The sequence below is a fragment of the Streptomyces sp. NPDC002870 genome (assembly GCF_042888505.1).
Lineage (GTDB): Bacteria > Actinomycetota > Actinomycetes > Streptomycetales > Streptomycetaceae > Streptomyces.
On record NZ_JBIAPW010000057.1, the window covers coordinates 1 to 22,863 of the forward strand.

13 protein-coding genes and 2 pseudogenes are annotated in these 22,863 nt (G+C 68.7%); 7 read left to right on the forward strand and 8 right to left on the reverse strand.

Annotated elements, in window-relative coordinates:
- Positions 1-87 precede the first annotated feature (87 nt).
- Positions 88-8,802, reverse strand: a complete 8,715-nt coding sequence (locus ACFYWY_RS36890; RefSeq protein WP_389195480.1) for a hypothetical protein — start codon at positions 8,800-8,802, stop codon at positions 88-90.
- A 1-nt stretch (position 8,803) separates the two neighbouring features.
- On the reverse strand, positions 8,804-8,989 hold the full coding sequence (locus tag ACFYWY_RS36895) for a hypothetical protein (protein WP_389195483.1): 186 nt from the start codon (positions 8,987-8,989) through the stop codon (positions 8,804-8,806).
- A gap of 400 nt (positions 8,990-9,389) precedes the next feature.
- Between ACFYWY_RS36895 and ACFYWY_RS36900 the strand changes: the two genes are divergently transcribed.
- On the forward strand, positions 9,390-10,598 hold the full coding sequence (locus tag ACFYWY_RS36900; RefSeq protein WP_389195486.1) for a beta-1,3-glucanase family protein: 1,209 nt from the start codon (positions 9,390-9,392) through the stop codon (positions 10,596-10,598).
- A 402-nt stretch (positions 10,599-11,000) separates the two neighbouring features.
- On the opposite strand, the gene ACFYWY_RS36905 is transcribed toward ACFYWY_RS36900, so the two are convergent.
- Positions 11,001-11,255 (reverse strand): hypothetical protein, encoded by a 255-nt coding sequence (locus ACFYWY_RS36905; protein ID WP_389195489.1) that lies wholly within the window; start codon positions 11,253-11,255, stop codon positions 11,001-11,003.
- A gap of 702 nt (positions 11,256-11,957) precedes the next feature.
- Between ACFYWY_RS36905 and ACFYWY_RS36910 the strand changes: the two genes are divergently transcribed.
- Complete coding sequence (locus tag ACFYWY_RS36910; protein WP_389195492.1) at positions 11,958-12,557, forward strand: hypothetical protein; 600 nt, start codon at positions 11,958-11,960, stop codon at positions 12,555-12,557.
- A gap of 270 nt (positions 12,558-12,827) precedes the next feature.
- Here ACFYWY_RS36910 and ACFYWY_RS36915 read toward each other — a convergent pair whose 3' ends face one another.
- Positions 12,828-13,253 carry a hypothetical protein gene (locus tag ACFYWY_RS36915; RefSeq protein WP_389195494.1) on the reverse strand — a complete coding sequence of 142 codons (426 nt, stop codon included), beginning with the start codon at positions 13,251-13,253 and terminating at the stop codon, positions 12,828-12,830.
- A gap of 420 nt (positions 13,254-13,673) precedes the next feature.
- Positions 13,674-14,279 carry a TetR family transcriptional regulator gene (locus ACFYWY_RS36920; RefSeq protein WP_389195496.1) on the reverse strand — a complete coding sequence of 202 codons (606 nt, stop codon included), beginning with the start codon at positions 14,277-14,279 and terminating at the stop codon, positions 13,674-13,676.
- Positions 14,280-14,391: 112 nt separating this feature from the next.
- On the opposite strand from ACFYWY_RS36920, the gene ACFYWY_RS36925 reads away from it, so the two are divergent.
- On the forward strand, positions 14,392-15,036 hold the full coding sequence (locus ACFYWY_RS36925; protein WP_389195499.1) for a hemerythrin domain-containing protein: 645 nt from the start codon (positions 14,392-14,394) through the stop codon (positions 15,034-15,036).
- A complete protein-coding gene (locus ACFYWY_RS36930) occupies positions 15,033-15,719 on the forward strand; it encodes an SDR family NAD(P)-dependent oxidoreductase (RefSeq protein WP_389195502.1) in 687 nt (228 codons plus the stop codon). The genes ACFYWY_RS36925 and ACFYWY_RS36930 overlap by 4 nt, the downstream gene beginning before the upstream one ends.
- A gap of 241 nt (positions 15,720-15,960) precedes the next feature.
- Here ACFYWY_RS36930 and ACFYWY_RS36935 read toward each other — a convergent pair whose 3' ends face one another.
- Entirely contained in the window at positions 15,961-18,495 is a 2,535-nt protein-coding gene (locus ACFYWY_RS36935; protein WP_389195505.1) for a hypothetical protein, read from the reverse strand.
- A gap of 442 nt (positions 18,496-18,937) precedes the next feature.
- Between ACFYWY_RS36935 and ACFYWY_RS36940 the strand changes: the two are divergent.
- The 3 genes and pseudogenes from ACFYWY_RS36940 to ACFYWY_RS36950 form a co-directional block, all read left to right on the forward strand.
- A pseudogene (locus tag ACFYWY_RS36940) lies at positions 18,938-19,546 on the forward strand (zinc-binding dehydrogenase); the annotation flags it as partial.
- Between the two features lie 104 nt (positions 19,547-19,650).
- The gene (locus ACFYWY_RS36945) at positions 19,651-19,800 is read left to right on the forward strand and encodes a zinc-binding dehydrogenase (RefSeq protein WP_389195508.1); all 150 of its coding nucleotides are present in this window, start codon (positions 19,651-19,653) and stop codon (positions 19,798-19,800) included.
- A gap of 246 nt (positions 19,801-20,046) precedes the next feature.
- Positions 20,047-20,457, forward strand: coding sequence for a hypothetical protein (locus ACFYWY_RS36950; protein ID WP_389195511.1), 411 nt, complete (start codon positions 20,047-20,049; stop codon positions 20,455-20,457).
- Between the two features lie 298 nt (positions 20,458-20,755).
- On the opposite strand, the gene ACFYWY_RS36955 is transcribed toward ACFYWY_RS36950, so the two are convergent.
- The gene (locus tag ACFYWY_RS36955; RefSeq protein ID WP_389195514.1) at positions 20,756-22,087 is read right to left on the reverse strand and encodes a class I SAM-dependent methyltransferase; all 1,332 of its coding nucleotides are present in this window, start codon (positions 22,085-22,087) and stop codon (positions 20,756-20,758) included.
- A gap of 300 nt (positions 22,088-22,387) precedes the next feature.
- Positions 22,388-22,525 (reverse strand): annotated as a pseudogene (locus tag ACFYWY_RS36960) (DNA starvation/stationary phase protection protein); the annotation flags it as partial.
- Positions 22,526-22,863: the final 338 nt, after the last annotated feature.

The following is a 22,863-nucleotide window of genomic DNA, read 5'->3' on the forward strand; positions in this document are numbered from 1 at the left end:
CCGGCACCTGCACCACCTGCCACCGCCCCCTGCCCAGAACATCCACCACCAGCCAGAACCCAAGAGCCAGAGCAACCTAACGGAGTCCTACGAGGTGCCGGTGACACCAGTGGGTTCTGCAGGCGGGGGCGGGTTCTCGGGCGCCGGCCCGGCAGCCTGCCCCGAAGATGCCGGGACCGCGGCCAGATAGTGATCGCCGTCGCGGAGGACCAGGACCGGTGTGCCGCTCTCGGACCCGGTCCAGGTGATGTCGCCGCCGGGATTTCCGGCGTCGGCCAGGGCCAGCCGGATGCCGAGCTCGTCGACGGCCATGGCAGCCACCGTCCGTGCGACCACTCCGGAGCGGGCGTCGCCAGACCGCCGCACCAACACACGAAACTGCTCCATGCGGCTCAGCCCGATGTCCGAGACCCGCAGGCTGTCTCCCATCAACGCGGCTTGTGCCAGCTTCGACTGGCTGACGCCGAGAGCCCTGAGTTCGGCGGTGGTCACCACCGCGTCCAGTGCCAGCAAGGGCTCCTCGCCAGCCACGGTGTCCTCCCGCAGGTTCTTCTCCGCCCATGCGTAGAGAACCTCGGACGCCTGCGCCGGCGGCAGATCACCCGAGAAAGCGGCCACCAGCCGGGCATCCCCGGTAAATCCCTGCGGCGCAACAACGGAACGCGCCGCCAGCACGAGCGCCTCGACAAAACGCTCACCCCCGCCCTCCGGCTCCTGGAGCACGAGCGCCGCCCCCTCGAACTCCACCGCACGCGGCCCAGTCCAGCGAGGAGCCTCATACATCCCCGGCGGCGTCCCTTCCACTGCCGCGGGCACCGACTCGTCTTCGGTCGCCGCGGAGCCGGCCGCGGAGTCGTTGTCGGATTCCGCGGCCCGCGAGTCGAGATTGGGTGCCGGCGATGCGCCGCCCATGTCCTCGCCGTACTGGACGCTGTCCCCGAGGCCGGCCTGGTCGGCATCGTCCTCCGGCTGGAAGTGCAGGAGAGCAGAAGAAGAGCCCGCCACGTCGTCCCGCAACGCAATACGCACTGCCGCGTCGCCTTCCACCACCGGCACCAGGTACATATCCGACGGACCCGCCACCAGCGTGTACGGAGCGGCCCCGGGATCCAGGGAACCCATGGCATCCCCGAGCGTGTCCAGATTCCCCACCCGGCCGATCCAGCCGCTGTCTCCCCGCAGCAGAGCACCCGACGGCAGATGGATGAAATCGTCACCGAACCTCGTCCAGCCCTCCGGCGAAAGCTCCTCCCCACCGGGGACGCTGAGCCTCACCAGGCCCGCGTCACTGACCTCATAACTGAACGGAACAGAACGAGACGCAGAGGACCGCACATACGTGAACCACCGCTCCGGAACACCACCGGCACGCAGCTTCCCCGCCCGGACAGGCACCTGGGACACCGGTACCTCAACAAGACCACCACGACGCGGCCCCTCCACCGTCACCGCACGACCGATCACCCAACCAGCCGCCAACGGATCCACAGCCGTATCCGGCGACCCCCCGCGCAAACCACCAACACGGCCCGCTGACGCTCCCCTGGACCGCTCCACGACAGGCGCCTTAGACACTTCACCGAACGTAGGCCCGTCAGCGGTGCCGCCGGCATCCGAATACGTTTCACCGGCCGGCGGCGGGACGGGCGCGTCCGCCAACCGCCCGGACGCCGACACGGCGCGGCCCTCGGCCCACACCCGGACGGCGGAGTCGGAATCCGGACGGAACTCCAACAACGGCTCCCCACCCGGCCGGTGGTTCTCCACAATCCTGATGAAAATCTGCTCGCTGAACGGCGAGCGCGGCCCGGGCCAGTACATGTGCGCACCGTGCATGACCGCCATGTCCGAGGCCATCATCGTCTCGACCAGGCTCCCGTAACCCCTGGGCGTCAACTCCGACCCACCCGGGGTGGTGACATCGAACACGTCATGGTCGCCCGTGATCGGCCGACGCTCACCGGCCGCGTCCAAGCCATACACCAGCCCGTCCTTGACGAAGAACCTGCCCTCCTCGGCAAGCCGGCCCATCACCGGACCCAACGCCTCGAACTCCTCCGACCGCTGCCGGAACCGCTGCTCAATCCGCTCCCACAGCCCCGACTCGGCGTCCTCGACACCCGCCCGCTCCGGCATCCGCGGCTCGAAAAACCCCACCAGCCCCACATGCCCCCGGGCGGCCCCCAGATGCACATCCACCCGGTTGATCGTCTTCGCCTTGATGTCCTTCGGCTTCGGCAGCGCCCCACGCTCCAGCCACCCCGGAGCCTCCGCATTCGTCGGCCGCACCAAAATCCGCAGGCGACGCTCCCGGGCCAGCCGTGCAAACCGCCCATAATTCCCCCGCGGCATACCAAACGCCAACTCCGCCGACACCACATCGACACCCGACAGCGCATTCGCACCGTCATCAACCGCAGGCGCCATAGACACTTCACCGAAGATGACTGCGTCGGCGGTGGCGTCGGTATCCGGCTGCGTTTCACCGGCCGGCTGCGGGGCAAGCGCGGGTGGCGTGGTGAACGGGAGGTCGTAGACGACCGGGCCGGAATCGGTCGTGTTCTCGATCTCGGTCAGGTACTCCAGCGGGAACGTGCCGTCGGGCAGCACACTCACATCCGCCATGACCCCAGCCGTGTCGCCCTTGCCAGGACCCCGGCGGAACAGTGAATCACTGTCGCGGTAACGGTCACTCAGACCGGCGTAGTGCAGGATCTCATGAAGCAGGGTCGCGGAATCCCGCACCTGCTGGGCGGCAGTGGCATTCTCACGCAAGTGGAAATGCAGCTGGTCCGAACGGCCCGGATCGGGCGAGACGGTAACATGCACCGCATACGGATCATCCTTCCTGGCCGGGGTCAGCTTCACCTCAACATGCAGCTGATCACCAGACTTGGGCAGCCTGAAACCAGCGTTGACATGCCCGTCGAGCAAGCCCTGGATCCGCTCCTCCAGAGCAGCAAGCTTGCCCTCCTCGAAGCCACCCTCACCCACCCTGACCGGCAGCTCAACCGTCAGGCTCCGCACCCAGGCACCATTGTCCGCCTGGATATGGCGGATGTCCGTACGGATCAGCGTGCCCCAGCCATTGAGCAGACCCCGCCGACCGGACGCGAGCGGGTCCGCCTTCGGATCAAACCGCTCAGTACGCAAAAGCGCCGGACGCGCATCACCCCTCCGGGACTCCCACTGCCCCGGAGTGACAGCCACCAAAGACGGCGACACCATCGTCGGCCCCGTACCCACAGACGGCGCCACCGCCATATCAGACACCGCAGAAACGACCGGCCCGACGGCGTCCAGTTCTCCGGTCGGCTGCGGGGCGGGCGCGGATGACGTGGCGTGCCCGCTGCCGGGGGACAGCGGCGTGGTGTGACGGCTCAAGGTCCTGGCCATCTGCTCCGCTGAGAAGCCGCCCTGGAACAGCCTTGCCAGGTCCGTGGTGACCACTGGCCCGAAACCCTGCTCCAGCAACAGCTTGTGCAGCAGCAAATGGACATTGACCCGCCGGTTGGCATCCTTGAACGGGTGAATCACCTGCAAGGCACGGACCACCCTGCTGATAGCGGCGAGCTTGCCGAAATCACCGTCCGCCCGTGAAATCTCGTCGTAGTAACGGTCGAAAGCCGCGTCCACCAGTCCCGGCGCTTCACTCTTCCGGTAGAGCGTCTTGAGCACCCTGTCACGACGGTCCAGCCCGGTAATAGCCGTCGTCGGCATATTCGGGTCATAGGTGGACAGGTCAAGAACCAGCGGACGCCCGTCCAGCCCCTCCTGGAGAATATCCTCGCTGAGATCACCATGCCGCAGAGGGAAACTCGTCTCCTGCCCCCCGGACCAGCCCGGCTTCGCACTGAGATGAGCAATCACCAGATTATGCAGACCGAGGTAAAGCATCGCATTCATCCGCCGACTGACCCCGGCCGGAGAATCCAACGCCACCCGGTAGGCCTCCATCATCCCCTGCCGGAACCCCGGGGACTGCTCACCCTCGTAAATACTTCCGGGATCGTCCGCATGAAACGTCAGCGCCCGCTCATGATCCCTGGGATCAATGAACAGCTGCCACCACTTCTCCTCAGGCAGCACATCCGAAAGCCGCGCCCCAGCAGCCGCCAACGAATCCGGCGACGACACCGCGACCCACGCATCGACAGACTCCGCGACATCTATCGACAACCGCTCCGGCTCCACAGAAACCTCAGCCGCCGCAACCCATCCACCGGGCCGCAACGGCACCGCGAACAAACCACCCTCGTCACCACTGTCCTCGTCACTGTCACCCCCATCACCCGCACCCTCACCAACCGCAGGCGCCATAGACACTTCACCGAACGTAGGCCCGTCAGCGGTGGCGCCGACATCCGAATACGTTTCACCGGCCGGCGGCGGCGGATAGAACCCGGACGAGGCCAACTGTGAAGCGGTGGCCGGGGCGGGGTCCGGGGTGGTGGAGAGGACGAAGCGCAGGGCCTGGAGGACCTGGTCGTTACGGGGGTCGCGGGCCTGCGCGGCGAGTCCTTGGAAGTAGGTGTGAAGTGCGGTCCCTTCAGTCAGCGACTCCCTGATCGCGGCAGCGACGGTCTGCGTCTGCTCCGGCCGCGGCGCCACCGAGTACCCGGCCGTCGCGTCCCGGACGACCGCTTCCTGCCCGGTGCGGTAGACATCGACCGCCTCCTGCAGCCGCATCACCTGGTCACTGGTGACGACCACTTCAGCAGGATCCCGCATCTGCCGTTTGAACTGCCGCATGTCATTGGGGTCGTAGCCGACCATCCGCTGGACGGTGTCATCCCCGTCCCCGAGGATTTCGGTGATCTGCTCCGTCGACAGGACCTCCGTCAGCCGCAGCATCTCGTCCTGCGTCAGAAGCCGGCCACCGTCCTGCGCGGGAAGCGAACGCAGCACCGACAACGCGGTGTCCGCCGCCTGGAGTTCCTCCCACCCCGCAGCATCCTCCAGCCCGGCACCCCACTCACTCTCACCGACGATCGCATCAGTGACACCCTGGAGCCGGTCAGCGGCATCGGGATCGAGCCGGTCGTAAGGCGTGTGGTTGGTCAGTACCGAGAAGAAAGACCGGCCCAGCAACTGCACCAGATTGCTGGTGTTGGCACCCTCAAGGACAGCAGGCAGCGAACCGAGCTGATACACCTGCCGGAACACATCCTGCGGCAGCCGCCCGCCATTCACGACCAGCACCTGGTCCGGCCCCAGACCAGCAATCCGCTCTGCCAGGTCCGCCTCACCCAGACCGGCGTGGACCAGCCAGTCCGCGATGTGACGCGGCGCGAAAGGCACCGTGGCATCACCGAACGTCAACACCACCGAAGGCTTGCCCAGCCCCGCCGCGTGCACCCCTGCGGCCAGCGTACCCACAGCCGAGGCACGGCCCGGGGCAGCCACATTATGCAGCCCGTAGACCGGCATCAGATCGGCCCAGCCCCCGCGCACCGCGTCCGTCACAGCGCGCAGACCCTCACCACGCGAACCACCGACCTGCGTATCGATCAACGCGTCCAGCTCAGGCCCGGACAGAGCCGGAACATCGAAACGGTACACAGCACTGCCAGGAATCGGCGAAGTACCCGTCCCGCCGTCCTCCAGGTCATGAACCGTAACCGCCGAATCCGGCCCGGACCGGCTATAGAACAGACGACGCGACTCGCCCCAGGCATACGGCTTCAGCACAACCGCCCGATCAGCCCCCACGAAATCCAGGAAACCCTTGGCCGTCTCCGCATCCGAGTCAAGACGGTCACTCGCCGCCACCAGAACCAGCGACTCCCCCGCAGGTGCAGTACCACCAAGCCGGGAGTCAGGCTGCGGCGACTCCGAGTCGAACGTACCCGTCCGCCAGTCAATCCGCTGGTTCATCGCATCCGGCACCAGCATCCCGAGCCGGTCACGCACACTCTCCGGAGCAATAACCGTGATACGCCCCGAATAGCCCAACTCCTGCAACGAATCCATCAACATGGTCGCCGCCGCCTGATGACCGAAGTTCGCCGCATCATCCACGACCACCGTCACCCCGGACAACGACACCAGCAGATCACGCACCACCCCGTCGAGGTTCTTCTCCCGCCGCAGAGCGTCGGCCAGGACCGCGCCGGGCGCGGGATCACTGTCCACGCTCATCGCGTCATCGTCCTCGTCCAGTGCCGGCGGCGGCGGGTAGAACCTGGACGAGGTCGACTGTGAAGCGGTGGCCGGGGCGGGGTCCGGGGTGGTGGCCTGAGCGGGGTGCTGGGTGGTGGGCAGATCGGTGGAGGTGGTGTGGACGGGTCGGGCGGGCTGGGAGGTGGATGTGGTCGTGTCGTCGCTGGTGCTGGTGCTGGTGGGTAGGGGGGTGGGCGGCTGGAGGGTGTAGCTGTCGGTGACTTCGGGTCGGTAGAAGGGGTGGTTGTTGGGGTTGGCGCGGTGGACGAGTCCCGCGATTTTGCCGAGGTACCAGGCGTAGTCGTCGGGGGTGGCGTCGGTGCGCCAGGTGTCGTGGGTCATCTCCTGGCCGGAGTCGGGGCCGGCCAGGCGGGGGGTGAGGTGGGGGGTGGTGTTGGGGGTGGCGGGTGTGACGGTGAGGTGGAGGCGGTCTTCGGCGGGGGTGCGGTAGCCGGCCGCGTTGAGCCGGTCCACACCTGCGGTGATGCGCTGCCACACGGCGTCCAGTTCGGCGGAGGTGAGGTCCTCGGCACCGGCGAGCTGGACCTCCATGGTGATGTTGGTGACGGGCTGGCCGTCGTGGGTGAAACGGCGGACGTCGAACGCGGAGTGGACCGGCACCAGTTCGGGCTTGACATGGTCGGGTGCGAACGGATCGACCGGGCCAGGGCTGAGCCAGGTGTGCTCACGCCGGACGGGCGGTGTGTGCTGGCGGGCCGCGTCGAAGTCGGCGGCCGTGGGTGTAGCCGTCGGCCCTGCGGTCCCGGGAGCGGGGTCTGCGGCCCCGCTGGTACCGGTGTGTTCCGTGTCGGTGGTGGGGGGTGTGACGGTGTCGGTGGTGGTGCGCGGGGCGTGCGGCCTCTCGGCCGCCGGAGCACCATCGGCAGAACGCGAGCCGACAGCCGGAGCGTCGACGGACGGCGATCCGGTCGTTCGGGTGGGCCCGGCCGCAGTGGGAACGTCGGCGGCGGGGATGTCGGTGGTGGTGGGGACGTCGGTGGTGAGGTGAGGATCGACGTCGCGGGTGAAGGGGTCCTCGGCCAGGACCTGGTCCCCCAGATCGATCCCGGTCTCGGGTGAGAGGTCGATCAGGTCGTAGGGGTTGACGGCACCATCGCGCCCTCCGCCGGTGGTGGGCAGGGGCCTGGGCAGGGGGTTGGTGTCGAGGGTCTCCGCAGTCGGCCCGGTGCTGGGGCCGGTGGTGATGGGGGCTACGCGGTACGGGTCGACGCTCCCCGTGCCCTTGCCGGTGTCGGAGGTGGCGAAGGGGTCGGCGGTGCCGTCGTCGAGGATCCCGCCCAGCAGCACCGGCGCGGTGTTGGCAGGCCCGGGGACGGGCCGGTAGGGCGGCGGGGACGAGGACAGGGTGTGATACCCCGGCGGCGGCTCGGTGAAATGCACCCGGTTGGGCCCGTCGAAGCCCGGCCCGTCGGCGGTGAACGGCTTGCCCGGACCGACACCCGTATCCCAGGTCTTGAACGCGCCGGAATCGGAACCGGAACCATAGAAAGCAGGCGGCGGACCGGGCGGGTTGACCGGCGGCGGGCTGGTGGTGACCAGGTGCAGGGGCTTGTCCGGCTTGGTCACCGGCGGGGACGGGGTGACCATCGGCACCACTGGCCCACCAAGCGGGCTGAAACCGAAACGATCGACATCATCGAAGGACGCGGTGTTGTGCGGCCCCAGGCGGCTGTCCTTGCCGAACCCCTTGAACCAGTCCTGGCTGGTGCTCTTGAGCCAGGTGGTGAACTCGTGCATGCCGTCCATCAGAGCGTAGGTCACCACCGAGCTGAGCCCCCCGCCCAGCAGCGTTTCCACATCGGCGGACCACTTGCCGTCCCACAAACCGTTGTTGAAGAACTCCGCCCCGAACTCGCTGAAACCGCCGATCGGGAACTGCGCCAGCCCCTCGATCCCCTTGTACGTCCACGTGCCCAGCACATTCTTCAACGGCTTGAGTACCGGGGCGAAGAGCTTGTCCAGCCCCCACCCGAACATGCCCCCCAGCAGGCCCTGAGTGAAGTCCATGGCCAGCTGCCTGCCGTCGAGGTGGGTCCGCTTGCGGTCATCGGGGTTGAACCACATCGACGACAACTGCACGAACAGCCCCAGGAACAGCTCCTGAAGACCCTCGGCGATCGGCTGTACCAAGAACCCCAGCGACGACAGCGCAGCCAAAATCGTCAGGATCCGCACCCGCGACCGTGCTTTCGCCAACGCGATCTTCGCCAGCGACAGGCCCGCGGTGTAGAACACCGATGCCGCCAAGAACGCCAGCTCCGCCGCCAGCAGCAGCAATTCCGCCAGCAGCATCCGATGGGTTTCTTCGATCTGCATCGAGATCTCCGCCAACTGCTGCTGCAACCGCTCCAGCTCATCGGCGAACTTCGGCAGGTACCCCACCCCCGACGACCCCGAAAACGTCGACAGCACCCCAGCGAACGCCTCCGCCACCTGCTCGGGCAGCGCATCCCGCGCCAGCACCTCAGCCTCGCCCAGCGACCCCGCCAGCTCCCGCACCCGCACCGAGGCCCACCCACACAACCGGGAGAACTCCAGCGCCTTGTCCGGGTGCGCCTGCATCACATGCTCGCCCAGCAGCGCAAACGACAACCCGTCCAACGACTGCGGCAAATACATGTCAGACCACGCCTGTCACAGCGGCACAGCGCACGGAGAAGGCGCTGTGCTCGGCACAGCGCACCGGCGGGATGCAGCGCTCCCGCAGCGTCTCCGGGCTGCCCCCGACGGAACGGACCCGCTCTCCGGCTTTCACCGTGATCGGTCGCGTCCGCCGCAGGTCACCGCGGTACAGACCCCTGGACAAGGAACTCCTTCCGAATCGTCACGTCCCCTGTGTCAGCCTCAACGGCGGGAAGATGTCCCCGGTTCAACCGATGAGGACATGCGGGAAAGATCCGGCTGCGGGGTCCGAGGCGGCTCCGGGCTCGCGCGCGCCGACGGTGTACGCAGGCGGTGCGCCACGGCACTCGCGGGCGGTGTGCGCAGGCGGTGGTTTCGGCGGCCCGCCAGTGCTCAGCCGTCGGCCGCACGGGACGGCGCGCCGACCGGGGCCCGGTTCCGGCACGGGTGAACCGCCTCTGCAGTCGCCGCGTTATGCGGTGGTGGGCGTCTCGGTCGCCCATGGCAGGCCGGAGGCGGACAAGGTGCTACGCACACCGCCCCGGCTCTCAGTCCCGTCCCAACATCCGCTCAGGAGGACACCATTGGACTTCAAACAGAGATCGCTGAGGGCATTGGCAGTCACCGCGATCCTGGCCGTGAGCGCCGGCGGCGCTCACATCGTCGCATCGCCTTCAGTACAGGCCGCGGCCGCGGTGCCGGACGCCATCCCGCTCAAGTTGAGGAACAACTCCGGGATCGGCGAGCAGGTTTACGTTTACGTCCTGGGCACCTCACTGGCGACGGGCCAGCAGGGCTGGGCCGACGCGCAGGGCACGTTCCATCCCTGGCCGACGGGGGGTGACACACCTACCGCAGCACCTGATGCGTCGATCGCCGGACCGCGGAACGGCCAGTCGATCACCCTGCGCCTGCCCAAGTTGTCCGGCCGGGTCTACTTCTCCTACGGCCGCAAGCTCGACTTCAGGCTGACTACCGGTGGCCTGGTGCAGCCTGCGGTGCAGAATCCGAACGACCCGAACAACGACACCCTGTTCAACTGGGCCGAGTACACGCTCAACGGCTCCGGGGTGTGGCTCAACAGTACTCAGGTCGACATGTTCTCCGCCCCGTATGCCGTCGGCGTGATGCGCGCCAACGGGAGCATCAAGCGGACCGGCCGCCTGAAGCCCGGCGGTTATCGGGGCTTCTTCGACTCTCTGAGGAACCAGCCGGGAGGCTGGGGCGGCCTTGTCCAGACCCGGTCCGACGGCACCGTCCTGCGTGCCCTGGCACCGGGCCACGGCGTCGCCACCGGCGTCCTGTCGAACAGTGTCGTGGACGACCACGTGAACCAGGTGTGGACGAAGTACTCGACTTCGACACTGACAGTGGCACCCTTCGCGGACCGGCCGGGCGTGAAGTACTACGGCAGGGTCTCCGGCGATTCGATGAACTTCACCGATGGTTCCGGGCAGGTGGTCACGTCCTTCAAGAAGCCCGACGCCGACTCGGTCTTCAACTGCCACAAACAGCTGGATGCTCCGAACGACCAGGTGAGAGGCCCCATCTCGCGCACACTGTGCGCGGGTTACAACCGTGCCTCGCTGCTGGACGGCTCCGCCGGGGCCGACGCTTCGTCCGGCGACTCCTACCAGGACGCAGGGGGCAACCAGTACGCACGCAAGATTCACGCACAGATGGTCGACGGCAGGGCGTATGCCTTCGCCTTCGACGACGTCGGCAACCAGGAGTCGCTGGTGTACGACGCCAACCCGAGGAAGGCGTACATCACCCTCGACCCGCTTAACTGATCCGCACGGGCACTTGCCCGACACGCGGTGCCTTCCGGGTCGGTAAGCCGGGATCCTGCATCCAGGGCAAGCCGCCCGGCGGGCACCGCCGTGGACGCGTGCCCTACCGTCCTGGCCGGCGCCCGGGCGCCACGCCTTGGCCGAGGACCTGAACCGCTCGGTCCTCGCGGGCGGTTGACCGTCCGTCCCGAGCCGCACGTCGGCGGCCACCCGGCCATGATCCACAGGCACGCGCCGGAAGTCCGCAGTCGAGGTGTGCGCGCGGGTTGTACGCCGCCTTCAGGGCCCCGCTGTCTGCACCTCCTCCTCGGACTGGCCGAAGTCACCCTGCTGGTCGGTGACATCGGGGTGGCCGACGGCATGGACCGTAACGCCGATCGATTCGGCGCGCCCGGGATACTCTCAGGCATAGTGACGGAGTGGATCATAGAGCCAGTCCGTCTGTACCTTGAGTCCTTCGTCCCGCAGTCGCGCCACAGCGGACCGGGTGCGCGCGGTGGGATTCCTGTCGACTTCCCGGAGTACGTAGACGGCTTTGCGCGGCACGGCGATGAAGCCGAGCCTTTCGAGCAGACCCACAACTGCCGCGCTCTTGCTGCAGTCCGCAGCAACGATGCCGAGTTCCGGATGATGACCGATGATGACGTGGGGTTGCACCTACGACCTCCCGCCCGCTCGCCGCCCGCGACGGAGGGTACGGCTGCGGCTGTTCCTGCCGGTGACGGCCGCCCCGCGGCAGTCCCGCCGAGCACACGCCCTATTTGGTATTGCCTGTCCTTCGGATCTCCGTTCAATCCCCCCTGTCCGTGTCACGGCCCCGAGCTCCGAAAGCACGCCGAAGACCGCGGCACGGTGAGGAGTGCCGTACCTCTTCACCTGTGATGAACGAGGACACCGCCAGCGCGGTTCACATACACGGCACCCGTGACACCGAGGGCGCCCGCTGCTCTCCCCGACGCACCGCCTGCGTTTCACGCACCGTATGGACTGTGCGCACCGTAGGCAGCGGTGCCGGGCGTTCCGCCCCTGGCGGACGGGCGCTTCCCCGCTCCCCCCGCCGGTTCAGCTCCGTTCAGCTCCGTTCAGCTCCGTTCAGCTCCGTTCAGCTCCGTTCAGCTCCCGGAACAGCTGAACCCCGTGGGTGCTGTCTCCGTTGTGTTGTTCGGCGCCGGGGCATCCCTGCCCGGGCGCGGCCGCTGCTGCCGGTGCCACGGGGCCGTCGCACGGGGCATCAGGGCGCCGGCGCGGCCGAAGCAGGGCGCGCACGTCGGCCGCCGGCCTGCTCCGCCACGTAGTCCTGGCCGCAACACCCGTCCACGCGGACCCGCGAGACGGAAGACGTCAAGGGGAGAAACACACATGGCAGTTCTCTACGAAGATGTAATACCGGCCTGGTACGGCTTCTGCACCATGCTCGGGCCGAGCTTCCACGAAAGTCCCTGGAGATCGAATCTGATGGATCTCCCGGACCTGTCCAACGGGCTGGTCGCCGCCGTCCCGGACGGCATCCAACTCATCACGGGCACCGTTCACGGGGACCTACGCCTGACAGTCGAACTGCTCGACTCCGCTCCAGAACCACAGCCGCTGGACTGGGAAGCTGTGGTGGATGTCAGCCTCCTCATCACGGACGGAACGCTGGCGGACGGAGATGCTGAGCTGGAATTCCGGCTTCCCGAGCCCGGCTGGTACCGGCTGCGGGCATCCGCTCGCGGCCGGGCGGACGCCCACGCGCACCACTACGGCTTGGGGGACTACGAGGACGAGGACAAGGATGCGCCGGTGGAGGAACACCGCATCACCCTGTGGCTCGCGTCGCCCCGGGAAGAGCTCGTGTGGAAGCACGACGGCCTCCGCGGTGCCGCCGGGAGGCGGCCCCTTCCCGCTCTGGGGCTCGGTTCCGACCCCGAGGACCTGAACGGCCTCTACGGCGACTCCCCCGGCGACGCCACGCCGTAGTCCGGTCGGGGGGTCGAGCGTGCCGGGCCGGGGAACCCGCGCGGGCGACCTCCCGAGTTCCATTCGCACGGCGGGTGTAATCCCCCACTCCGGGGACGGCCCGGCCACCGGGTGGCGTCGCAAAGAACCGGACAAGTTCCCCAGCGCCGCCGAGCACTTCGGCCAAAGGTGTTACGGCCGACTCGGCGGACGCGCGTATCCTGCCGTCGTCTCGTCGGTACCGCGTATACACGTGTCTTCCGCGCCTGCCTCAGCGAGCGGCGAGAGGGCTCAACCCTGCGTCGCCGGAGCCAGAACAATTCTCAGCAGCCGCAGCACCGGGTACGGCCCCTCCGAGTTGCCCAGCCGTACGGTGTTCGCGCCGGCCCTCAGCAGTTTGCCAGGCACCGCGAACACCATGTCGCGAGGTGTGGCGACCGGTTCGGCCGACACGGCCTGCCTGGTCACGGCCCTGCCGTTGACCGCCACCTCCACCATGGCCATGGTGCGTTCCGGCTCCTGCAGGGCGGCCGGCGCGGCCATGACGGTGACACTGAGCCCGTCGGCAGGCCACTCCCGCACCGTGAAATCCAGGCTGACCGACCCGCCCGCACTCAGTGAAAGGTGAGCCGCAGCGCGGGCGCATCCGCGAAGGTCGACAGTGGTGCCGGTCGACAGGCCGACCGCGGTGGTGAAGTCGGCGACGATCGGACGCATCGTGGGCTCCTCCTCGTGGTCATCGTGGTGGGCCGACAGAAGCGGAGAGCGAGGACCGGCTGGGAGGGAAGCACGCCCGCCGGCGCATGATCCGGCCCTGGAATCGAGGAGGCCGCCAGGGCCCGGACGAGCCGGTCAAGCCGGGCCCGCAGTCCGTCCGCTTCGGGCGTCGTACAGCACAACGTGCTCTGGCCACAGACGGTTCACGGGAGTCCTTTCGTCCCTCCTCCACGTCGTCGTCCTGGCGTACCGGGACGGCGATGGGTTGCCCGGCTCGACTCGGGGCCGGGGACAGGGACGCTGCGGGCGGGCGAGGCACCTGCCACCGACACCCCGTTCGCCGGCGGCTTCGCCCAGTTCCTCGAAGTCCGCCACCACGGGCAGCCGTCGGCCCTCGTCAGGAGATCCGAGGTACAGAACCTAACCGAAGAGGATGTGGCGCAGGATGCGGCCCAGACGGTCACGTAGCTGGTCCGCCGTCATCTCCGCGAGGGGACCGGTCTTGACGATGTAGCGGCTGAAGGTGACGCCGATCAGTTGGGCGGCGAGGAGGCCAACCCGGATGTCCACGTCGTCGCCCGTGAGTGCGGTGCGGTAGACGGCCGTGCTCTGTGCCTGCATGACGGTGTAGAGGTGGGTGGCGGCGGTCTCGTTGGAGGCGGCACCGCGCAGCAGTGCCACGAACGGGTCGCCGGTGGGGTTGCTCTCCATCCGGTCGACGAATGCGGCGGCGATGCGCTCCGGCAGGGCGGCGGGGTCTCCGGCCATGACGTCGTTGAGGTCGCGCGTGCCCGGTACCGCGGACAGGAACAGGTGCTCCTTCGAGGTGAAGTGCAGCATCACCAGGCCGTGGGTGACGCCGGCCCGACGGGCGATGTCGCGAATGGTCGCCCGCGCGTAGCCGTGCTCGGCGAAGGCTTCCCGGGCGGCTTGCAGGATGGCTGCGCGGCTGGCCTCGGGGTTGCGTCGCCGGTCGCCCCTCGTCGGGGCGGGCGGATTCTCGTTGGGGCTGGGGGACTTCGCCATGACTTTACTGTACGGGTGGACAGTAGGCCTTAACAAGCGTTACTGTCCACTTGGTCATTAGCTTGCCTGGAGACCTTCCGAGGCCCTGGCGACATGGAATGGAACCGATCGAGTGCCCAATACCGAAGCCGATCCTCTCGCCGTCACAGAAACCCGAGTGATCCACGACGTACACCGCGCTGCCACGTCGCTGCTCGCGGACGCCGCGGCCCGCCCCCTGACTCCAGCGGCAGAACTCACCGAGCTGCGGGACTTCCTGGTCGCCGCGCTGCATCACCACCATCAGACCGAAGACAGCGTTCTGTGGCCCTTGCTCAGCGCCACCGACCCTGACGTCACAGCGAAGCTCACCGATCTCAGCCAGGAGCACGACCAGCTCGACGCGGCTCTGGACGCGCTGGCCGCAGCCCCGGTCCCGGACAACCGTGACCGCGCCGCGCTGGCCGATGCCGCAGTCGCCGTCCGCGACTTGGTACACGTGCACCTGGAGCACGAGGAGCTCATCCTCTTGCCCGCGCTACGCACCCACATGTCCCATGAGGACTGGTCGGCCTTCGCGCGAGAGGTCATGGCGAGCGCCCCGCAGGCGGGCGCCCACCTCCAGGTGGCATTCATGGAGCTGGTCGCTGCCCCCGAGGAGCTGTCGATGATCCTGGCTCAGCTTCCCCAGCCCCTTCGCGACGCGATTCCGGCCATGAGCCGTCGGGCTCACACCACTCTCAACACGCTCCAAAACACAAAGGCGGCAACAGCATGACCACGTCCATCGTCATCGGCGGCAGCGGCGGACTCGGGCGCGTCATCGCCCAGCGGTTCGCGGACCGCGGCGACTCTGTCGTCGTCACGAGCCGCGACAAAGCGCGGGCCGAAGCGGCGGCAGCCGAGATCGGCGGCACGACCCGGGGCCTCGCCCTCGATCTCTCCCAGCCGGAGACGATCGCAGCCGCCCTCGCGAGCATCGCCGAAGTCGACCACCTGGTCGTCACGGCCATGGACCCTGTGCCGAACACGCTCGCCGACTTCAGCATCCCGGACGCCGTCCGAGTCGTGACCATCAAGCTGGTCGGTTACGCCGAGGCAGTCCGCGCTCTGAGCGACCGATTCACTCCGGCCGCTTCCGTCGTGGTCTTCGGCGGCCTGGCCAAGGAGCGCCCCTACCCCGGCTCGACCATGGTGACCACCTTCAACGCCGGCCTCTCGGGTCTGGTGAAGACCCTCGCCGCCGAACTCGCCCCCCACCGGGTCAACGCGCTGCACCCCGCTCTCATCGGGGACAGTCCCAAGTGGCGTCATATCACTGATCACCCGCACGCCTCGCGCACCCCCATCGGGCGCCTGGTGACGATGGACGAGATAGCCGACGCCACCGATTTCCTGCTGCGCAACGCCGGAATGAACGCCCACGACCTCCACGTCGACGGCGGCATCCTCATCACGTGATCCCGGGCCTGATCCCAGGCACCTGATCCCAGGCGCCTGTCCCGGGCACCCGTCCCTCGCCCCTCGGCAGCGATGGCCGCGGCCTCCACATACGCGGGCCTGTGTGACGGACACCGGCAGGGCACATGCTCCTGAAGCGCAGCCCGCGCACCATCGCTCACCATCGCGCGCAGTCCGGGACATGGTGGTACCGCGGCACACATCAGTACGTCATCAGCGTGAGCGGCGGCGCCCCGGCCTGTCAGGACTCCGATCGACCGGTGACCGGGCCGGGCGCGAGACCGGCCCCGAACGGGCCCGCGCAGTGCCGGGGCCAGCCATGGTCGCCCGCCTGCCGTCCCTCCCCGGAAGGCCGGGCGCCGCCCGCGTGGTTCAGTGCCTGGCCGAGCCGGGTCAGTGCGGTCCTTCCGGCATCCTCGGCACGAGGCAGGCCCGTACCCTGCTCCGCCCGCTCCGTCACCGGGCCGGGCAGCTCCCGTAGAAGCACCAGGGGAGAACCGGAACCCCCCTCCCCGGTCCTGGTCTCCAGGACCTCGAAGGCGGTGCCGGGCGGGAAGAGAATCGGGTCCGCCGACGCGGCTGACCCGGCCGCGCCCAGCAGCGAGCGGACCCGGCGGCCCGTGAGGGACCAGATCGCGTAGCCGGTGTCCGGCATCGTGCGGCGGCCGGCCGACAACGCAAGGGCGCCGAGCGGGGCCGACTCGTACAAGAGCGTGTCCGGTGCCGCAGTCGGTGGCGTCTTGACTCTGGCAGCGCTCCGGCCGCGCACCGCCGCGCCCCGGTGAGCGGGCAGCCTGCGCAGTCCCGCCGCCAGGCAGACGGCGTACGGCCGCAGCGCAGTGTCACCTGTGCGCAGAGCATGATCCAGGGTGTGGGACGACAGCGGGTCCTGTTCGGGCGCGGTGAGGTAGACCTGCACGGCGAGCAGATCGCAGATCGCCTCCTCCTGCCCGGTGCCACGCAGGGCGGGCATGTGTACCAGGGCGCGGGCGACGGCGGCGGCGTGCCGACTCCACACGGCACCCACCAGTTCCCGGAAGGCTGCTCGGTCCTCCTCAGTGGGTGGACGCAGAACGTACGGGGGGACCTGCCCCGGGACGGGCGTTGGGGACCGTTCGGGAAGGCGCGCCGGGGCGAGTGTGCTGGTCCGGCCCTGGACACCGGCGGGTTCTGGCGCTGCGACGGTCCCCGGTGCGCGTGGTGGCACAGCGCTCTGCTGCGCAGCGCTTTCCCGGCCCTGCGGTGACGGCGCTCCGGCAGCCGACGCCCGCTCGGCCCGCTCGGCAGCGAGGGTCTGTCCCGCTGCGGCGGGCGGCGCCGGGACAGAGGCCGGGACGGTTACCGTGCCGGTCGGTTCCGGGACCGCTTCGGCCACCGCTTCGCGGAGCGTCGCGGGACCAGCGGGCGGGTGCGCGGAAGCGACGGGACCGCTCTCCGTCACAGAGCCACCGGCCGGGACGCCCAGGGCGTCCGGCGCGATGTCCGGCGCGGCCGTCCGCCGAGCGGATGTCTCCACGGACCGGAGCGGTGTCGGGGAAGACAGGGAAGCCCGGCTGGGGACGGGCACTGGTCGGACCGGTAGCCCGGAAGTCGGCCGCAGCGCCGGAGCTTGCTCCCTCTCCTCTCCGTCACCGTTCTCCAGGTGCCTCGTCCCCGCGGCCTCCTCGCTCGCTCTCCCGCCCTGCCCCGTTCCCTCCCCGGCCGGCCGGGGAGGGAACGGCGCGCGGGGCGCAGCGGCCGGGGCGGGGCGGCAGCGCACGGTCTCCACGGAGGGCCGCACGACCGGTGCGCCCGGCCCGCCCGGCACGGTGAACCCTGTATCCGAGTACGCCTCCCCGCCGTCGGTGAGGAGCGGCAGACCCGTCAATACGTCGATCTCCGCGCCGAGCATGTCGGACACCTCCTGGGCGACCGGCAGGACGTCCTGCTGCCCGCCGGACGCAATGCACACCTCGGCCCGCGCATCGGCGGGAAGCGTGGCCAGCAACGCGGCGACGGCCTGGGCGGGAACGTCACGCCCGCGGGAGGCGCCGACCAGGACCAACGGTCGCCGCTTGTCAGGCAGAACCGCGTAGGACAGGTCGCCGGGACGCTGCTCGGGGTCCTGGCGGTACCGCACCAGCACGCCCGCGGGGATGTCGTCCACGGCACAGTCTTCGTCGATGTACCGGGGCAGGCGGCTGAACGCGCCCTGCCACGAGGGCGCCGGATCACGGGGTCCGAGCGGCAACGGGTCCACGCCCGGGGAGAAGCGGCGCCAGCCGTCGTGCGGGCCGGGGCCGTCGCCACGGGTGAAGAGGGAGCCGTCGGGGACGACAATGACAGCGCCGTCGGCGGCGGTGACGTCCAGTTCCCATGCGTCGGCGATGCGTTGAGCCAGCGCCGGGTGGCCGGGCGGCTGCGCCGCCGCGCCGGTGAGGGTCAGCCGTACGTTGCGGACCCGGGCTGCGGAGAGGGAGTCGAGTACGTCGCCCAATCGGGGCCACAGGACGGGCGTGGCCGCCGCGGCAGGTCCGAACAGCAGGGTGATGGTGCCCGGATCGCCGCGCAACGCCCGCCACGACAGGCCGCCGGTCTCCGGCGCGGCCTCCTGTGCCGAGCGAATCAGCCGCACTCCCACGGCCTCATCCACGACGAGCACCGGCTCGGAGCCGTCCGCCTCCCCGGTTACCGGGCGTTGAGGTATCCCGCTCGGTCCTTGCCGGTTCGGCGTGGCGGCGCTGCCATTGCGCTCCCTGCCCCGCAGCCGTCCGAGGGCATCAGTCCAGCGCCGCATCAGCCGTCGTCCCTCGTGCCGTGGACCGCCGCCGTTCCGGGCCGTTTGTACTCACCGCTCGGCCCGGCGGGCGAAGCTTCCCACAGGGCCGTGTCTCCGCGGAGAACAGCGGGAAGGACGGCCGCCGGTGGTTTCAGCTCGTACTCGTCGCGCATCGCGTCCTCGGCTTTCGACTCTCACAGCAGTGGTCAGCGGTGCTGCCACCCCGACTCGGTATCAACGCGCGCCGCCACCCAGCCCTTGTGCTGCTCCGCCGGGCGTTCCCTTCCGGCCTTCAAGGCCCATCGCCGGTTCCCTACCGGGACCTACGTGCAGCGAACCTTTCGGTTCACCTCCCGGTGCATCCCGAGACTCCCGGAGATCCCGCGAGAACCGCCGATCGGCTGGGAAGCCCGTTGCCGAGCGACCCGAGGGACACAAAGCTGCACGCATCACGGTAAACATGGACATCGTCCTCAGGGCCGGTTCCGAACTCGGTATGCCGCTACCGGCGCTGCCCATGACCCCAGGCCGTGAAGCGGCAGGCAGAATCGACATGATGGGGCCCGGCGTGGATCCGGTGTGGAAGAACCGTCGAGTGGTGGCCTACCTGGGACACGAGAGGTCCGGAGGGTATGCGGAACTCGCCCTGGCCGAGGTGTCGTCACTGCATGAACTGCCCGAAACGCTGTCGGAGTCCGCAGCGGTTGCCATGATCGGCACCGGCCGCACGACTGTCGGAATTCTGGAACAGGCCGGACTCGACGCGGACGATGTGGTCCTGGTGACCGCAGCGGCCGGCGGTATCGGCACCCTGCTGGTGCAGGCAGCGCACAACGCCGGAGCGGCGGTGATCGGCCAGGCCGGCAGTGCGGACAAGGCAGAGCTCGCACGCCGGCAGGGCGCGAGAGCAGGTGTCGACTACAGCGCCCGGGGCTGGCAGGACGAACTGCGCGCGGCGCTGGGGACCGGCGACGCCACCGTGGTATTCGACGGCGTGGGCGGCCGACTCGGGCGCTCCGTGGCGGAATTCCTTGGAGCAGGGGACGGCACCTCTTCTACGGATGGGCGTCCGAGTGGGGGCAATTCACCACCTTCACCCCCGAGGAGCTGGCGGACCGTGGCATCACGACGGAACTTGCCGTCGGGCCGAAGATGTACAGCCGGCCTGGAGGCGTGCGCGCGCTGGAGGAGCAGGCACTCGCGGCAGCGGTCGCCGGCCGGCTCAGCCCCACGGTGCAGACTTTCGAGCTGGCCGACGCCGCAGCCGCCCACACCGCACTGGAGTCTCGTACCACCAGGGGCAAGGTAGTGCTCATTCCGTAAACCGCATGGGGCAAGGCGCCGGGGAGCCGCTTACGTGGAAACGGGTCGCTGACACCAACTGCGCCTCTCTGCATGGTGCTTGTGCCGGACCCTCGAACGCAGCAGGGTCGGACGAGGTCGGTCTCACACCCTCTCTCCTGGTGAACCGTGTCGGCTATTTGCCCGTGGGGGTGGCTGAGGGCCATCGCGGCGCGACTGCATATGTGGGTGACTCCCGCCGCGGCCGTACGCCCGGTTGCCACTTGCATGTATGCGACGTACTCGACGCCAATCCGGCATGAGGTGCAGGCAGCTCTTGCCTCGAAAAGGGAACAGACAACACACATGTTTGCTCTTCGCAAGAAGATAGTGACAGGAGCGGCCCTCGTGGCGGCTGCGGGGGTTCTCGTCACCGCAGCACCCGCGAACGCCGACTCGACCGCGACCTCAGCCAACACTCGGTGCGGGGTCGCCTCCGTGAGGTTCATAGCCGAGGTCAGCAAGTTCCCGGATTACGACCGATGGATACGCGCGTGGAAGAAGAAGCTCGCTGCTGCTACCACCGAGAGAGACCGGGCTGAGGCCAGGGAGGGGCTCGCAATTGCTCATGTCCACCGAAAAGAGGGCGAGGTCCGTGCCGAGGTGGCACGCAGGCTCATGAAGAAGTACTGTCATTGATTGATCTACGCCGCGGAGAACTCCGCGGCCGGTGGGGGTGCGACGGTATGCCCGACCGGCACGAGGCGGCTAGTTCGATTCGCCGGTGAGCACGCCCTTCTCTCCTCCCGCCAATGTGCGGTCGCCCCGGGGCTTTCTCCCGCCAATGCGGGGTCACCCCCGGGGCGAATTATTACGCGTAGTGTTGCCCCCCCGTGCGACTACCGGGGAATTTGTCGGGCAAAGGCGCGATCTCGGCGGCATCGGGGCATCCGTGGAGGGCCACCGGACAAGCGCCCACAGGCCCGGTGAAGCAACCTCAGCCCGCTGAGGGCAGGAGGAAGTCCCTGCGCAAGGGCATCTGGGACCGGCCGGCACCGGAGGTCCTGACCGCCAGTACCTGATTGACACCCATCGTGTTGTTCTCGAACCCGACGGCCGAGGCCGCCATGTACAGGCGCCACACCCTGGCCCGCCCGGGCGAGGTCAGCCGGACCGCCTCGTCCCAACGCGCTTCCAGGTTGGCCACCCACGCACGCAGCGTAAGGGCGTAGTGCTCGCGCAGAGACTCGACATCGCGCACCTCGAAACCCGCTTCCTCCAGCAGCGACACAGTGGAGCCGACGGGAGCCAGCTCACCGTCGGGAAAGACATACCGGTCGATGAAGGCGTTCATGCGGTACTCCCCCTCATCACGCACCGGTCGCCGCGCTATCTGGTGGTTGAGCAGTCGCCCGCCTGGCTTCAGCAGTCCGTGCAGGACATCCGCGTACGCGCGGTACCGCTCCCTGCCCACATGCTCGGCCATACCGATCGAGCAGATCGCGTCGAAGGGAGCGTCCTCGATCTGCCGGTAGTCCTGCACCCTGATCTCCACCAGATGGCCGAGCCCCGCCGCGTCAACACGCGCGCGTGCCGACGCGGCCTGCTCGCCCGAGATGGTGACCCCTACGACCTGCACGCCATAGTTTTCGGCCGCGTACATGGCCAGCGAGCCCCACCCGCATCCCACGTCGAGCAGCCGCTGTCCCTCGCGCAGGTCCAGCTTGCGGCAGACCAGGTCCAGCTTGGCCTCCTGTGCCTGCTCCAGGTTGTCACCTGCCGATGGTTCTCTCTCCCAGTAGGCACAGGAGTAGACGAGCGACGGACCCAGCACCAGGGAGTAGAAGTCGTTGCCCACGTCGTAGTGGTGACTGATGGCCTCCCTGTCACGGCGCAGGCTGTGCACCGGCCCGCGACGGCGCAGCACCTCTTCGGCAGGGGGTGACGGCGGGAGCCCGCGGCCCGCGAGGCTGAGCGTCCGGCTCAGTGCACGCACGCTGTCGGGTGTGCTCAGCACGCTCAGCAGTCTGCGGAGCACCGCCGTGCGGCCGCCCTGCTCTTCGCGTTCCCAGAGCAGCGTCGAGATCCTGTTGAGCAACTCGTACAGGTCTCCGTCGACCTCGAGATCTCCGGCCACCCAGGCGCGGGCCAGCCCCAGCTCTCCGGGGCGCCACATCAGACGCCGCAGGGCATCACGGTCGCGCAGGACGAACGCGGGCCCGTCTTCGGGTCCGGCCCTGCTCCCGTCCCAGAGCCGGATTCCCACAGGCAGCGGGACGCCCAGCACTTGTTCGGTGAAGCGGGCAAGAACTGCGGCTGCCTCTGCCATCGGATTCCTCTCAACGCTGCAGTACTGCGAACCCGCGCCCGCTGGAGCTGCGTACGGGTCGGTGGGTCGGGACATCGGTGTGTGCGGACTTCGCCGGAACGAGACAGAGCGGCCCCACTGCATAGCGCACTTCCCGTGGCTGCCGGCTCCGGCCTCTGCGCCGAGAGCCACGCGGTCGGGCGCACACCGCAAACGGTTCACCGGCGGGGTCTCTTCCTGCGTCGCGTCCAAGGGACGCGGTGCGCACCAGTGCGCACATTCCCCAGAGGGAGCGGGGTTACGGAGAAATTGGGGCGAAGGTCACCTATGGACGAGTGGTGTGTCGACCAAGTGCTCGGCAAGGAACCACGCCTGCAGTTCACCGGTCCTGATCACCTGGGAGACCAGCAGGTCGTTGGTGCCGTCGTCCCCGAGTTCGGCCGTGCGGGCTGCCGCGTCGTCTGCGGCTCGCTGATCGCGGGCTGGGAACTGCTGGTCATATGCCGTACTCCATGTCATGGGTGGTGTGGTGTCCACGGGGACGGACGTTAGGCGCCGTGCGCCGGTACAAGTTGCGCAATAGCGCATGCGCTGATGCTCAGCAGTGCACAGACCGGGGTTCGTCGGCGATGCCCTCGTGGTGGCCGCACCTGCGGGCAGAGCCTTGTCCGCAGGTGCGGCTCCCGCTCTCCTGATGCCTTCGGTGGGTTGTTACTTGGTGAGGAAGGTGAGGAGGGCGTTGTTGACTTCTTGGGCGTGGGTCCATAGGAGGCCGTGGGGGGCTCCTTCGATGACGG

Excerpts from the sequence above, each read along its gene's own strand:
- ACFYWY_RS36890 (WP_389195480.1), bottom strand. The coding sequence starts at position 8,802 with ATGTATTTGCCGCAGTCGTTGGACGGGTTGTCGTTTGCGCTGCTGGGC.
- ACFYWY_RS36935 (WP_389195505.1), bottom strand. The coding sequence starts at position 18,495 with ATGCGGCGCTGGACTGATGCCCTCGGACGGCTGCGGGGCAGGGAGCGC.
- ACFYWY_RS36910 (WP_389195492.1), top strand. The coding sequence starts at position 11,958 with ATGGCAGTTCTCTACGAAGATGTAATACCGGCCTGGTACGGCTTCTGC.
- ACFYWY_RS36915 (WP_389195494.1), bottom strand. The coding sequence starts at position 13,253 with ATGCGTCCGATCGTCGCCGACTTCACCACCGCGGTCGGCCTGTCGACC.
- ACFYWY_RS36955 (WP_389195514.1), bottom strand. The coding sequence starts at position 22,087 with ATGGCAGAGGCAGCCGCAGTTCTTGCCCGCTTCACCGAACAAGTGCTG.
- ACFYWY_RS36920 (WP_389195496.1), bottom strand. The coding sequence starts at position 14,279 with ATGGCGAAGTCCCCCAGCCCCAACGAGAATCCGCCCGCCCCGACGAGG.
- ACFYWY_RS36950 (WP_389195511.1), top strand. The coding sequence starts at position 20,047 with ATGTATGCGACGTACTCGACGCCAATCCGGCATGAGGTGCAGGCAGCT.
- ACFYWY_RS36930 (WP_389195502.1), top strand. The coding sequence starts at position 15,033 with ATGACCACGTCCATCGTCATCGGCGGCAGCGGCGGACTCGGGCGCGTC.